Source organism: Bacillus sp. JJ1773 (assembly GCF_036962035.1).
Classification (GTDB): domain Bacteria; phylum Bacillota; class Bacilli; order Bacillales; family Cytobacillaceae; genus Cytobacillus.
Window position 1 is genome coordinate 1 of sequence record NZ_JBALNX010000022.1, and the last position, 13,842, is coordinate 13,842.

Consider the following 13,842-nt stretch of genomic DNA (forward strand, 5'->3'; position numbering starts at 1 on the left):
TCTTTGCCTTTACGACTATTTATGCTTATTACTATATCGCGGAGACAAACTTGGCCTATCTAGTACGTGGTAAATTCAAGGGAATTGCTTTTATTGCACTAAAACTCATCCTTTTAGGTACCATTTTCTTTGGATCAGTAAAAACTGCAACAACAGCATGGGCAATGGGCGATATCGGACTCGGAATTATGGTATGGCTAAACTTAATTGCGATTCTATTGTTATTTAAACCAGCGCTTATTGCTTTAAAGGACTATGAAGAGCAGCTTAAGGAAGGGAAAGATCCAGAATTCAATTCGTCTAAATATGGAATTAAGAATGCTGAGTTCTGGGAAAATGGTTATCAAAATCCTGAAAATAAAAAAAGGGATAAGGTATCATAAAGTGGACTTCTAACCGTGCGGATTCCTTCGGATAGTTAGTTATATTAGGAAAGCACCAGCTTTAGTGGCTGGTGCTTTTCTAATGACAAATTTTCCAAACGAGAATGTTCTTAATAATGAGTGTTAATTAACGTATAAACCTCTTACTCTTTTTAACTAACTGCGACTTTCTCTACATCGGGATTGTCATGGGAAACAAGTGCGTATTTTTCCCATTTTCTGCTTTTCCATCTAAAGTACATAATGATGGCTCGAGTCCACTCATCGGCTGCAATTGCTAACCAAACGCCTGGTAAGCCAAGATCAAGGTAAAACACAAAGAAATAACCTAATGGGAGACTCATTCCTACCATTGAAAACGCACCAATGATGACAGGGAAGGTTGCATCTCCTGCTGCACGTAAGGAGTTAATGATTACAATGTTAGTCGTACGCCCCGTTTCAAGTAAGATACTTAATAGTAAAACACTTGCGCCCATCCGAATAATCTCAGGATCATCTGTAAAAAGCGCCATCAATGGTTCGCGAAGCAAAATGACTGCGGCCACGATCAATAATGTAGCAGCCATTGCCCATTTTAGACTTCTCCAGACTCGGGAGTAGGCTTCATCCTTTAGATTTCCGCCAACAAGCCGACCAACGATGATCGATGTTCCCATCCCGATGGCTAAGGCAAATAAATACATGAACATAGAGATATTTGCTGCGTACTGTCTTGCTGCAAGAGAGCTCTCACCGAGAAAAGTAACATAAAATAAGAAGATGATTTGGCATGATTGATACATAACCTGTTCGAAGGCAGAAGGCAAACCGATTTTTAATATCTTCCCAATATATTCACGTGATAGGTTGAAATAGTATTTAATTTCAATGCGGATTTCCATGATTCGATAGAGGAGCCAGAAGAATACAAACAGTGCAAGAAGCCGGCTTAAGACGGAAGAAATAGCAGCACCTTGGACCCCTAACTCAGGGAATCCAAACTTCCCAAATATTAAACAATAGTTTCCCAAAATATGAATCACGTTCATCCCAAGTGAAACAAGCATGGCCTGCTTCGTGAATCCATGTACACGAATGATGGCAGCGACTGAATTAATAAGTGCTTGCAGGAAGATGGCTCCACCGACAATTTTTAAATAGCTGTCTGCATAAATTAAGATTTCCCCTGATAAATTTAATCCTTCCAAAATATTTCTGCTGAAAAGAAGAAAAATCACACTGACGATTATGCCGACCACTAAATTCATGACAATGGCTGTCGCAGATATTTTCGCGACCTCGGCCATTTTTCTCGATCCGATATATTGGGCAATTACGATGGCCGCACCGTTACCGACTACTTCCAGAATGAGTATGGAAATATGAAGATATTGATTGGCTGCGCCCACACCTGAAACAGCATGATCCGATATGGCACTCAACATAAACGTGTCAACAATCCCCATAAGCATAAAAAGAAAAATTTCTAAAAATATCGGCCAAGTTAAGTAGAAGAGATTAAATTCCTTCTGTATTCTTGTTGCGTTTTTTACCACTTAGTTCACCTTTTCACAAAAGAATTTAATCAAAACAAAAAGTATCTTATAATAATTTGAAGAGTGTTACAAGAACTTTTTTACTGTTTATGGAATGTAATTGTTAACAAAAGTGACAAGTACTGTTTAAGGGATAGGTTTATAGGGGGAAGGGTGGGCAATTAAGGACGCAAAGTGAGTGTAACCATCAAAGTATGTCCTATGACTGAGTTTTAAAGGACATAAAGTGGATGTAATCGCTAAAGAATGTCCTTTACCCAGGCTTTAAAGGACATATAGTGGAGGAAATCACCAAAGCGTGTCCTATAACTAGGCTTTAAAGGACACCAAGAGGGTGAGACGCTCAAAGCATGTCCTATAACTTGGCTTTAAAGGACACCAAGTGGGTGAAATGATCAAAGTATGTCCTTTACTCCAAATGATTAGGGACACAAATTGTGTAACCGCCAAAGCGTTCATTAGAATGGCTGTCGCTCATTTTTTATCGATCTAAACTATTTTTCCAATAAACATTATTTACTTGGTGCGAATGTTGAGTAATTCAGTAATGGAATGATACACATTTATATAAAAACATGTAAAATCACAAATCCCAAAAATACAAAAGCCATAGTAAAATGAAACTTTCTCCTTTTTCCTGATGCTTTCCATCTGCGTAATAAAACGCTAAATAACAAGATAATCAGGATCCCAATCGCTGCTGCCCCACTAACAGTTTTTGTATTCCAGAGATTAACAAAGCGTGTAGAAATCATCAATGCTGCATGGGCAATGATTAACAGAGTCGCAGTTATTGCAATTGGTATGTGGTATCTCATCATTTTCTTTGAAATTTTTGCAAGTTTTACTTTTACATTTCTTATTTTACTTTTCCTTATAAGGAGAAAGACGAAATACATATTTATATTAATTAAAAATAAAATAAATGCTGCTTGTGCTATGATTTTCCCCATCAAAATATAACTTGAATCATATCCTTGGTACAAGCTCCACAAAACAATGACGAGGATAGTAATGATATTAATGGTCAGCCATCTGGTGATCATATAAACCCTCCTCCACTTTAATAGAAAAAGGATGAGCAGACGAAACATCTTTTTTCTTCTTTAAAAACTGTTCATAAGGAGCTTGTGCTTTTTCATTTATACGCAATACCAATTAATGCAGGAGATTCAGTCGTATATGCCGATCCTTTAAAATCTCCAAATAACTGAACTCGTCCAAAACCAGCCATTTTTAGACTCTCATTGAGCTCATTTGAAGTTAATGGATACAGCTCGACACTATTTGAAAAGGTCTGAATGCCTGCTCCCTGATTGATCGTAAGTGCTCCGTTGAATTTAATTTTATTTTCAAAGTGGTCATAGGTTCTCTTAAATGTAACTCCCTTACACGGCAATTCAATAAGCGGTAAATCTGTAATATGGTGTTGAAGGATACGATCATAATTTACAGTTTGAATAATTAATACGCCGTCTTTTGATAGCACATTCCATATTTTCTTTATGGACATACTTATCTCTTCAAATGATTCTAAATGAACAATAGAGTTTCCGATACAAATGGCAGCATCAAACGATCGATCATGAAAGTGATCTATGTTTCTCATATCTAATTTTAATGAAGATAAATTCAGATGGTGATCCATTAGCTTTTGTTCAATTTTTTCAACCATCTTCTCATCTAGATCAACGGCTGTTACATGATAGCCAGCTTTCGCTAATTCAATCGCTTGGTTGCCTGCTCCGGCAGCAATATCTAGTAGTTTGATTTTTTTGTTTGCGGCGGCCTTAATAAATTCTAGTTGAGCTGGATTACTAGGAAATAGATCATCATAATATTGACTTAATACTTTATAAAAAGACATCTCTTATCCACCTCATCTTTAATAAGCTATTGTCCTATATACTTTCAATGCAAATTATAACCGATGTAAGAGATAAATCTAATGATAGAAATCACAGTCTTAATGATCCCTGCTTAAAGCCACCATAATTGTAATTTAATTGCGAAACCGCCTTATTTATTTGCGTATGTAATTAAGAGCGAACAATCATAACTCATTGTTCGCTCTTACTCTTCAAACCATAAAATCCAACTGTATTTTCCCTAACAATAGAATAAACATCAGTAATCGGCACTCGCTTTAATCTAGAAATTTGCTCAAGGGATTTATGCATCATTTGTGGGTGGGTCTGCTTACCTGTAAAAGGACCTTCGAATGGCCAAGGTCCATCGGTTTCAACCATGATTTGCTCGAGCGGATACTTTTTGACAAGCTCCTTAATATCGTTTTCATAGAATACATCAGGTGTGATGGATATGAAGTAGCCATTCTGAATCATCCGGTCAATCGTATACTCATCACCCTTAAACCAATGGAAATGTGCTTTTGAAATCGAGTGCTTTTCAAGAAGATCACAAACAATTTTGGCGTCTTCGTATACAGCGTGAAGCACAAGCGGTTTTTGCCATATTTTCGCCTTGATTGTTATTTCTTCTAACAATTCAAGATAGGGACCAAGAGGAAGATCCTGTTCTTGACGCAAATAATAAGGAAGCCCCACTTCACCAACTGCAATCATCTCGTCTTGATGATGATCCATCCAATTAATAAGCTTGATAAGCTCATCTTCATGAGGAAGAGGCTGCTCTGGGTGATACCCGTATGCAGGGTAAACTTGTTGAAAATGCGAAGCAATTTCCTGTGTAGCCTTACATGATTTCAAGTCAAAAGAAACGGCAATAAGGGCTTCAATGGAAGGGGCACCTTCAATAATTCTGCTTAAATCTCGTTTTTCATATTGATCAAGATGAATATGGGCATCAATGATTTTTTTCATATCATTACTCCATGAACGATTTCAGTTCGTAATAGATTTTCCGTTTCCATTGTAAAAAGTCGCCCTCTAACAATAGCTCTTCCTTACGTGGTCTAGGAAAAGGAATAACAAATTCAGCCGCAATGGTTGCCGGTTTATTTGAGAGGATCACAATCCGATCGGATAAAAACAAAGCTTCCTCAAGATTATGGGTGACAAACAAAACAGTTCGGCGATTATTTTCCCAGATGGATAATAGCCATTTTTGCATGTCCAGTCTTGTCAGTTCATCTAACGCTGAAAACGGCTCATCAAGCAAAATGATGGGCTGTGGACTAAGCAAAGCTCGAATAAAGGATACCCGCTGTTTCATGCCGCCGGAAAGCTCATGAGGATAAGAATTGGTATATTCAGCTAACCCAGCTTTTTCAATCATTTTTAAAGCTTTACTAGTATCCTTTGTTCCTTTTAGCTCTTGACCAAGAAGAACATTTTGTAAGACAGTTCTCCAAGGAAGCAAGCTAGGGGATTGCGGCATGTAGCTGACCGCACCTGTTTGGCTGTTGATTTTTTCACCCTTCAGTGTAATCGTCCCTTCATCAGGAGTGAGAATGCCGCCAATGAGCGAAAAGAGCGTACTTTTTCCACTGCCTGAAGGCCCAAGAATAGAGACAAATTCCCCTTCATTCACTTGTAAATTTAAATGACTAATGACATCTACATCGGCAAATTTTTTCGAAATATCTTGTATCGTTAAGACACTCATTTTAGTTTGCTCCTTTTGACTGCCAGCGGATAAGAAGTCGTTCAACCAAAACGATTACCGCAAAGAATAATAGGCTTAACGCCATGATTGCAAAGATAGCAACAAACACACGATCGGTTCGGAATGAGGAAGAAGCTAGTGTCATATACACGCCGATGCCTGATTTTGCCCCAAGCCATTCGGAAATAACGGCACCCATAATGCTATAAGTGGCAGAGATTTTTATTCCTGAAAAAATGGAGGGGAGAGCATGTGGAAGTTCCAGCTTCCAAAACAATTGGCTCTTTGTCGCACCAGCCATTTTCATGTAATGCCTTAAGTCAGGTGATGTTTGCTTAAATCCATCAAGTGCTGCAATCGTCACCGGGAAAAAACAAACAAGTGTAATGACTATCATTTTGGGCAATATCCCAAAACCAAACCAGATGACTAATAATGGGGCTAGTACGATCACGGGAATATTTTGCGAAAGAATTAGAAACGGATAAATAGCTTCTCGGACAAACGGCAGGAGATAGAGCAGGATAGCTGCGAAAAGCCCAATCCCAACACCGATCGCAAACCCTGTAACCCCAAGTCTTATCGTTGAAAGCAAATGTTCAGAAAAACTGGGAAAGCCTGCAATCGCTTCGGTCATAATCGTTGACGGAGCAGGAAGCAGCCATTCTGGAATATCGGCTTTTTTAACGATAATCTCCCATATGAAAAAGAAGAGAAGGAGAAGGAAAACCGATCTCCATCCCTTAAAACGAATTATTTTCATTATCGATACTTCTCCGTTAACTGATTCATGGCTATGCCTGTTGGCTGATATAAAATTTTTACTTGAGAAATCACGTTTTTGCTGCCCATTTCAATCATTCGTTCATTCATTTTTTGGATCACATCAAATAGTTCAGAAAGCTCGCCTTCCATCGTTGTTTCTAACGGATGGACTTCATAAGTGACACCTGATTCTTCAATAATTTTTATCGCTTCATCCACATATGGAATCACGTCTTCTCCATTTTTTGTTTTCGGTATAATTTGAATGCTAACCAGGGAATTGTTCATCTTACAGTCTCCTCACTGTGGTAAATAATCGTTTGTAAATGCTTTTTTTGCCTCAAGCTCTTTGTCTAATAATTGATTTTCAAACATCCAGCTTGCATAGTTTTCCCAAACTTCAAGTTTTTGCTCACCCCATCTTGGAGCATCATCTTGATAACGTGATGCTAACCACTCCTGACTTTTCTTCACAAGCTCTTGATCAAGATCAGGTGCTGCTTTTAATAAACTATCTGCTGCTTCAGATGGGTTATCGATCGCAAACTTGTAGCCTTTTGAAACTGCCTTCAAAAATTTCTTCACTTGTTCCGGATTAGATTGAAGCTTCTTTTCATTTGTTGCAAGAACTGGTGTATAGTAATCTAGTTTTTTACTATAATCGGTTAAATAGACCATATTAATCTTTTCGCCGCGAATTTCCGCTTCAATGCCTGTCCAGCCGTAATAAATCCATGCAAAATCAATATCTCGTTTTACAGCTGTAAAAAAGTCTGTATCCCCCATATTTACAATGGAAACATCTTCTACATTGGCATTTTCGATTTGCATTAATGAAGTAATGACTGATTTTTCAACTGGAGCTCCCCAGCCCCCGTATGTTTTTCCTGCAAAATCCTTTGGTGATGTAATATTTTTCTCCGCTGGGGAGGCAAATCCAGACGTATTATGCTGGATTACTGCTGCGATTGAAACTAAAGGCACCCCTTGAACCCGTGCTTGTGTAATGCTTTCTTGATAGCTGACGCCAAAATCGGCTTTTCCAGAAGCAACTAGCTGATCGGCTCCCGCTTCACCAGGCATAATAATTTCCACATCCAAGCCTTCTTCTTTAAAGTATCCTTTATCCTGTGCCACATATAAACCGGAGTGATTCGTATTCGGTGTCCAATCCAAAACAACCGTTACCTTTTCATTTTTTTCTTGTTGTTCCTTCGTTGAATCAGTGGATTCCTTTCCTCCAGCACATCCTGCGAGAAGCAAGGTAGTCATTATCGTTGCAATCAACCATTTCATCATTTTTCCTCCAAAGCATTCATGATAGTTTCCAGAAAAAATAAAAAACACCCGGATGAGAACCCGCGCGTACATGAACAAACATATCTATACTTCATTCGAATATGTTTCCTCCGCTGGTGTTAACCAGATCAGGTTCAAAGGGTCAGCACCTCACAGGTACAGTCTCAACCGGTAACACCGGTTCCCCCACAATTCTAATGCTATTTATTTTTTCAGATACTTTATTATATCAAATAAAAGAGAGGGAAGTAGCATAATTATATAATCTTATTAGTAGGATCGGTTTTTTTACGGATGAACTTGGGGAATAAAGGAATATTGTCTACACGCGTTCTATGAATTATTCATTGCGATCATTTTGGGAGGGAACTTAGGAAAGAGCATTTTATGTAAGATTAGTGTCCGCCACAGCCACCACAAGACCGACTATTCTAAAAGATAAAGAGCTATCCACTAAGTCTAGAAAAACTGACTTTCTGGATAGCCCAAAAATTCACAAAATCAAAGAAGACAAGTGGTTTAAGACCTTTGGAAAGACGCAGGGGAGTTTGTACTTTCTCTTGCTATAGCTGGTCTTGTCAAAGAAAAGACTGCAAATAGTAACGAGATAATGACAACGCCACTTCCAAACCAAGCTGTACTAGAAACAGTTCCGGAATTGTTTAACACAAGACCACCAATAGCTGATCCAAGTGAAATTCCGATTTGCAGAGCAGAGTTATTTAAGCTTTGCTGTATGTCGGACGTTGCCGGATCAATTTGAATCAAATAACTTTGTAGAGGTGGTGCCAAGGCCCAACTCAATGCTCCCCAAACCATCATCATTGGAATGAATAAGACAAGGGAAAAGGTTGTTAATGGCAATAAGCATAAACAAATCGCAAATGCACTGATAACGATCACAATACTTTTGTGAGTACCAATCCGATCCGAAAGTGTTCCACCGAATGCTCCGCCGCCTACTGCCGCAATACCAAATATAAAATAGAAGATACTGATCCAGTAGGAATTAAGATGAAAATTCGTCTCTAAAAATGGTGTGAAATATGCATAAACCGTATAATGTCCCGCCAGCATAAACACCGTAGAGAGGTGGGCACTTCCTATTTTCGCGCTGCCTGCTGCCTTTAATTGTTGGGAGAGCGGAATGGTTCTTTCCCCTGGAATACGCTCCAAGAATATTGAAATAAGCACCATTGATCCAATTGATAACGCGGCGATTCCAAGGAATATGATGCGCCATCCAAATATATTGGATAGAAGGATTCCCAATGGTACACCTAATACGAGAGAAGAACTTATGCCCATATAAATGAGACCTAAAGCCTTTGCTCGGTGAGAAGGGGCAACAATTTTCACAGCAATGGTCAAGGAAAGTACAACAATTAGTGCTGTACTAGCTGCAGTTAAAACTCTTGCAATCATCATAAAGATATAATTCGGACTAAAATACGTCATGACATTTCCAAGGAAAAATATGAATAACGAAGCAAGATACAATTTTTTTCGTTCGATTTTGCTCGTTAACACAAGTAAAACAGGCCCTGCGATGGCGTATATAAGAGCGTACACAGTGATTAGCTGTCCAGCAGAGCTTAAAGAAATGTTAAAATCATCGGCAATTGTCGGCAATATCCCGCCAATGATCAATTCAACCAATCCAACCGCGATAGTTGATAATGCTAGAATAAAAACTTTCAAATTCATAATCTATTTCATGTCCTTTCTTAGCTGATATCAAAAGAAATAGGCTTTGAAGGTCTTTTTCTGAACAAAAAAAAATCCTGATTACAGAAAACGAATAGTTTCATTTTCTGTAGTCAGGATTTTCATGGTTCCTGGTAGAGACCCTCTAGCCATATTCTAGAAGTTATACAGGTAATATATAGTTTAATATAATCAACTTGATAATTTTACTACTCTTTATTTTTTTTATCAAGTGTAAAATTTTGATATATGAATAGCATAAAAATTATCTTTAGTGTAAATTCCTCGTGTCCATTATAACCACAAGCCTTTATCCATATAATAAAAAGGTATGTAGTAAATATGAACTCCAAGCCTTTTTTTAATTAGTCTCGTGAAGTTTTTTTCGAAACATGTTGCACTGATTCAATTTAGGGGATAGACGGATTTGAAATGGGGGAAGCCACGATAGGAGCTTTCCTCCTTTTTTATTTTGGAAAAATGAATTCTATACATTTTTCTGATGCATAAGATTTGAATTAGTTATGCTAAAATAATAAAAAACACGAGAGTAGGTACTTAAATGCTGAAAAAACTAACAAATAAAGTGTATTATATGCCGCATTATTCGGAAACGGATCGTCCGGCATTAGGTTTAATTTGTGGGGATGACTTTAGCGTGGTCGTTGATTCAGGGAATTCGCCTGCACATGCAAAGGATTTTCTCAATTTAGTCGAAAAAATGGATATCCCGCCGGTCAAGTTCGTTGTTATTACACATTGGCATTGGGATCATATCTTTGGCATAAAAACGATGGGGTTATTAACGATTAGCCATGAGCAAACAAAAGAAAAAGTAGAATATTTGAAAACTCTAAAATGGGATGATGCTTCATTAGATGCACGAGTAGAGACTGGTGAAGAAATAGAATTTTGCAGTGAGATGATTAAGCGTGAAATGCCTACACGGGATCATTTAGAACTGCAGGTGCCAGATTTAACATTTAGTGATAAGTTTGAAATGGATTTGGGCGGGGTAACTTGTGTAGTTGAACATGTTGGAGGCGTCCATGCACAGGATTCTTCCATTATTTATATTCCTAATGAAAAAGTGATGTTTCTAGGAGATTGCATCTATCAAGATTTCTATAGTGGCGAATGGAGCTATGATCTGAACGAACTCACCATTTTATTAGAAAAAATCAAAAAATATGATGTCGATACCTATGTGACTGGACATCAAGATCCGAAAACAAATGAAGAAATGTGGAGCTTCTTGGATGATCTCGTTCATATAGGGGAAATTGTAAGTGAAGAGACATCTCTTGATAATGCTGTTACTAAGTTTAACGAGGTTCGAGGAACAAAGCCAAACGAAGAGCAGCTTGAGTTTATACAAAACTTTGTAAGTGGCAATCAAAAGAAAAAGTAGAAGCAATGACATTGACCCCCAGTAAGTATCTTACTGGGGGTCATGTTTTTTACTCAGGAATTGTTTTATATGCTAACTTCTTAATTATATCTTTATAAGCAGGATATTTTGGCAAAAGGTCGTCTTGTGTAAACAATTCAAAGTCCTGAAATTCAAAACCTGGAGAAACCATACAGCCTACTAAGGAGAAGGTATCTTCTTCCATAACAGACGATCCGAAAATAGCATTTTTCGGAACTAAAGCTTGAGGGACTTCTCCTTTATCCAAATTTAATCCTAATTTAATCTCTTCATATTCTCCGTTTTCGTGAATAATATGAATCGTTAATGAACTGCCAGCATGATAATACCATAGCTCATCCGATTTTAATCGATGAAAATGGGATACGTCATTCGAAGTTAATAAAAAGTAAATACTCGTATAAAGCTTTCGTTTTCCTTCAAAATTCACTGTTAATTCTTGATCAGAAGTTTTTTCATTCGATTCAAATGTTCTTTTATAATATCCGCCTTCTGGATGTGGTTCTAGTCCAAGTTTCGATACAAAATATTGTGCATCACGATTGTTCAAAGTAAAATACCTCCAAATAATTCAAATCCCTACAGCTTACCAAACAAATAATCCTACGACCATCGCAGTTAAACTAGAATCAAGAATCCTGCTGATTAGCAATAACCAAGCTTGCAGACCCTATCCCTGTGACTATATGAGTAAAACTAGTGGTTTTAAAATGAACTAGTGAATTATATCAAAAAATATCCCACTAATAAAGTTATTTTAATATGATAAAAAATCTCGGTGTTCATGCCATTTAAAAGGCTACTAAATGCATAGCAATGACTTTCTCCGATTTAAATGCCTGATAATTGATGCAGTGGAACTTATATAACAGAAACTCTAATACACCGGTGAAAGCATCCTAAACCATTATCTTTATTAAAACTTATTGTCTAATAACCTCTCTAAAATTATTTACTCAGCGATTTCACACTTTATTGTTGCATTATTCTGATATTTGATTATATAATCAAACCTGAGAGGTGATTCATATGTCAGAAAAAGTGATTGCTGAAGAAAAAGTTTTGACACAAAAAGGATTGGAAACGAGAGAAAAACTTTTACGAGCGGCAGAAGAGGTATTTGGACAAAAAGGTTATTATGAAGCATCTATTGTAAATATTGCACAAGAAGCAAAGGTAGGACAGGGAACATTTTATAATTATTTCCCATCAAAGAAGGACATATATGATGAGTTAATTCGCATGTATAGCCGTGAGCTTCGCTTAGCGATAAAAGAGGAAATGGCTAATGCAGTTAGCTATGAAGTGGCACAGCGAAAAGGATTTCAAGCATTTTTTAATTGGGTTAAACATCGTCGTAATTTATACAGTATCGTTCAGCAGGCTGTAGTAGTGGACCAAGAGCTGTACCGGTGGTATTACGATAAACTTGCAGCTGGATTTTTAAAAAGCTTGTCAGAGGGGATAAATGCTGGGGAATTTAAAGAAATTGACAAGGAAACGGTTGCTTATTGTTTAATGTCTATTGGTCAATTTCTTGGTATGCGCTGGGTGTTCTGGGAAGGGAAAGATGTTCCTGAGGAGGCATTTGATGCTGCAATGACACTGATTTTTAAAGGTTTAAAAAAATAATAGAGGAAGGGGATCCTTATGCAAGGCATTGCCTATTGGATAGAAAAACGAGCAAGCATCAATCCGGATCGCATTGCCATCATCACAGAACATGAACAGATCACTTACAAAGAACTAGAGCAGCAGATAAATGCAACCGCTTCTTTTTTAAAAAGAGAGCTTCGAGTAGAGAGGGGGGATCGCATTGCCATACTGTCGCAAAATAGAGATGAGTACATCATCTTGTTATTTGCGATCGCGAAAATTGAATGCATCGCTGTCCCTCTGAATATTCGATTAACCGAAAGTGAACTTAACTATCAGCTAAAAGATAGTGGAACAAAACTATTAATTGTAGAAAAGCCGTTTCAAGAATTATCACTTTTACTTCAAGGGGAAACTGGGATCGAAGAAGTAATTGAAATTGAAAAAGTAAAGAGTTTACAAAATCATCCAAATGGAATATTTGATCCTATCAATGAAAACGCTTCCTATATTATTTGTTATACTTCGGGAACAACTGGGAAACCAAAGGGGGCGGTATTAACACAAAAAAATATGTTTTGGAATGCGATTAATAACATGCTTTCAATTGATTTAACGTCAATTGACCGTTCGCTGGTTTTGCTTCCACTCTTTCATATTGGTGGAATTGGTTTGTTTGCTTTTCCAACTTTATTTGCGGGTGGGACAATTATTATTCCTGATAAGTTTGAACCTTTTAAAGCTCTTTCCATGATTGAAAAACATAAAGCTACCATTGTCATGGGAGTACCTGCTATACATCAAGCGTTGTTAACTTGTCCGACTTTTGAAACAACGAATTTACAATCTGTTCGCTGGTTTTATAATGGGGGTGCCCCATGTCCTCATGAACTTATCCGAGCGTTTTTAGAAAAGGGATTATTATTTGGGCAAGGGTTTGGGATGACTGAAACATCGCCAACTGTGTTTATGCTTTCTCGGGAAGATGCCAAACGAAAAATTGGGTCAATTGGAAAGCCAGTTCTTTATTGTGATTATAAACTTGTAGATTCCGAGGGGGCTGTTGTTGGTGCTGGGGAGATTGGTGAATTAGTCGTACGTGGCCCTAATGTGATGAAAGAGTATTGGAATAAACCAGAAGCAACAGATGAGACAATTCGTGATGGATGGCTTTACACTGGAGATTTGGCAATAGTTGATGACGAAGGCTTCTTATATATAGCAGGCAGAAGAAAAGATATGATTATTTCAGGCGGGGAAAATATTTATCCTCTTGAAGTAGAACAGGTAATTGGACAAATATCAGATGTAGTTGAGGTAGCTGTTGTAGGCGTTCTGGATCCTAAGTGGGGGGAAGCAGCTGCAGCTTTTGTAGTAAAAAAGAAAGAAAGTTTACTAACCCAAGAGGAAATTATCGAATACTGCAATAAATTTTTAGCAAAATATAAAATTCCTAAAAAAGTAGAATTTCTCGAGGAATTGCCGAAAAATGCGACAGGAAAGATTCAAAAAAACCGTCTAGTGACTATGTAAA

15 protein-coding genes and 2 riboswitches are annotated in these 13,842 nt (G+C 37.5%); of the genes, 4 read left to right on the forward strand and 11 right to left on the reverse strand.

Annotated features, from left to right (window positions below; translation table 11 throughout):
- Nucleotides 1-383, forward strand: a 383-nt coding sequence (locus V7127_RS04840) for an alanine:cation symporter family protein (RefSeq protein WP_335484021.1), incomplete at its 5' end; no start/stop codon positions are given.
- 152 nt (nucleotides 384-535) lie between these two features.
- Here V7127_RS04840 and V7127_RS04845 read toward each other — a convergent pair.
- The 10 genes from V7127_RS04845 to V7127_RS04890 form a co-directional block, all read right to left on the reverse strand.
- Complete coding sequence (locus V7127_RS04845) at nucleotides 536-1,921, reverse strand: MATE family efflux transporter (RefSeq protein ID WP_335484023.1); 1,386 nt, start codon at nucleotides 1,919-1,921, stop codon at nucleotides 536-538.
- Between the two features lie 563 nt (nucleotides 1,922-2,484).
- On the reverse strand, nucleotides 2,485-2,967 hold the full coding sequence (locus V7127_RS04850; protein ID WP_335484025.1) for a hypothetical protein: 483 nt from the start codon (nucleotides 2,965-2,967) through the stop codon (nucleotides 2,485-2,487).
- Nucleotides 2,942-3,073, reverse strand: coding sequence for a hypothetical protein (locus tag V7127_RS04855; protein WP_335484027.1), 132 nt, complete (start codon nucleotides 3,071-3,073; stop codon nucleotides 2,942-2,944). The genes V7127_RS04850 and V7127_RS04855 overlap by 26 nt, the downstream gene beginning before the upstream one ends.
- Complete coding sequence (locus V7127_RS04860; RefSeq protein ID WP_335484029.1) at nucleotides 3,060-3,788, reverse strand: class I SAM-dependent methyltransferase; 729 nt, start codon at nucleotides 3,786-3,788, stop codon at nucleotides 3,060-3,062. Before V7127_RS04860 ends, V7127_RS04855 begins: the two co-directional genes overlap by 14 nt.
- Nucleotides 3,789-3,981: 193 nt before the next feature.
- Nucleotides 3,982-4,764 (reverse strand): TatD family hydrolase, encoded by a 783-nt coding sequence (locus V7127_RS04865; RefSeq protein ID WP_335484031.1) that lies wholly within the window; start codon nucleotides 4,762-4,764, stop codon nucleotides 3,982-3,984.
- A 4-nt stretch (nucleotides 4,765-4,768) separates the two neighbouring features.
- Nucleotides 4,769-5,509, reverse strand: coding sequence for an ABC transporter ATP-binding protein (locus V7127_RS04870; RefSeq protein WP_335346847.1), 741 nt, complete (start codon nucleotides 5,507-5,509; stop codon nucleotides 4,769-4,771).
- Between the two features lies 1 nt (nucleotide 5,510).
- Nucleotides 5,511-6,272: an ABC transporter permease gene (locus V7127_RS04875; RefSeq protein WP_335484033.1), complete on the reverse strand. Its 762-nt coding sequence runs from the start codon at nucleotides 6,270-6,272 to the stop codon at nucleotides 5,511-5,513.
- Complete coding sequence (locus tag V7127_RS04880) at nucleotides 6,272-6,562, reverse strand: MTH1187 family thiamine-binding protein (RefSeq protein ID WP_335484034.1); 291 nt, start codon at nucleotides 6,560-6,562, stop codon at nucleotides 6,272-6,274. The genes V7127_RS04875 and V7127_RS04880 overlap by 1 nt, the downstream gene beginning before the upstream one ends.
- 12 nt (nucleotides 6,563-6,574) lie before the next feature.
- Nucleotides 6,575-7,573 carry an ABC transporter substrate-binding protein gene (locus V7127_RS04885; RefSeq protein ID WP_335484035.1) on the reverse strand — a complete coding sequence of 333 codons (999 nt, stop codon included), beginning with the start codon at nucleotides 7,571-7,573 and terminating at the stop codon, nucleotides 6,575-6,577.
- Nucleotides 7,574-7,661: 88 nt separating this feature from the next.
- Nucleotides 7,662-7,771, reverse strand: a riboswitch (TPP riboswitch).
- 321 nt (nucleotides 7,772-8,092) lie between these two features.
- Nucleotides 8,093-9,280 (reverse strand): MFS transporter, encoded by a 1,188-nt coding sequence (locus tag V7127_RS04890; protein WP_335346843.1) that lies wholly within the window; start codon nucleotides 9,278-9,280, stop codon nucleotides 8,093-8,095.
- A gap of 90 nt (nucleotides 9,281-9,370) precedes the next feature.
- A riboswitch (purine riboswitch) is annotated at nucleotides 9,371-9,471 on the reverse strand.
- A 371-nt stretch (nucleotides 9,472-9,842) separates the two neighbouring features.
- Between V7127_RS04890 and V7127_RS04895 the strand changes: the two genes are divergently transcribed.
- Complete coding sequence (locus V7127_RS04895; RefSeq protein WP_335346842.1) at nucleotides 9,843-10,691, forward strand: MBL fold metallo-hydrolase; 849 nt, start codon at nucleotides 9,843-9,845, stop codon at nucleotides 10,689-10,691.
- 49 nt (nucleotides 10,692-10,740) lie between these two features.
- Here the strand turns inward: V7127_RS04895 and V7127_RS04900 are convergent, their stop codons facing one another.
- On the reverse strand, nucleotides 10,741-11,262 hold the full coding sequence (locus V7127_RS04900; protein WP_335346841.1) for a cupin domain-containing protein: 522 nt from the start codon (nucleotides 11,260-11,262) through the stop codon (nucleotides 10,741-10,743).
- A gap of 479 nt (nucleotides 11,263-11,741) precedes the next feature.
- Here V7127_RS04900 and V7127_RS04905 point away from each other — a divergent pair, with 479 nt between their 5' ends.
- A complete protein-coding gene (locus V7127_RS04905) occupies nucleotides 11,742-12,344 on the forward strand; it encodes a TetR/AcrR family transcriptional regulator (RefSeq protein WP_335484038.1) in 603 nt (200 codons plus the stop codon).
- An 18-nt stretch (nucleotides 12,345-12,362) separates the two neighbouring features.
- On the forward strand, nucleotides 12,363-13,841 hold the full coding sequence (locus V7127_RS04910; protein WP_335484040.1) for an o-succinylbenzoate--CoA ligase: 1,479 nt from the start codon (nucleotides 12,363-12,365) through the stop codon (nucleotides 13,839-13,841).
- Nucleotide 13,842: the final 1 nt, after the last annotated feature.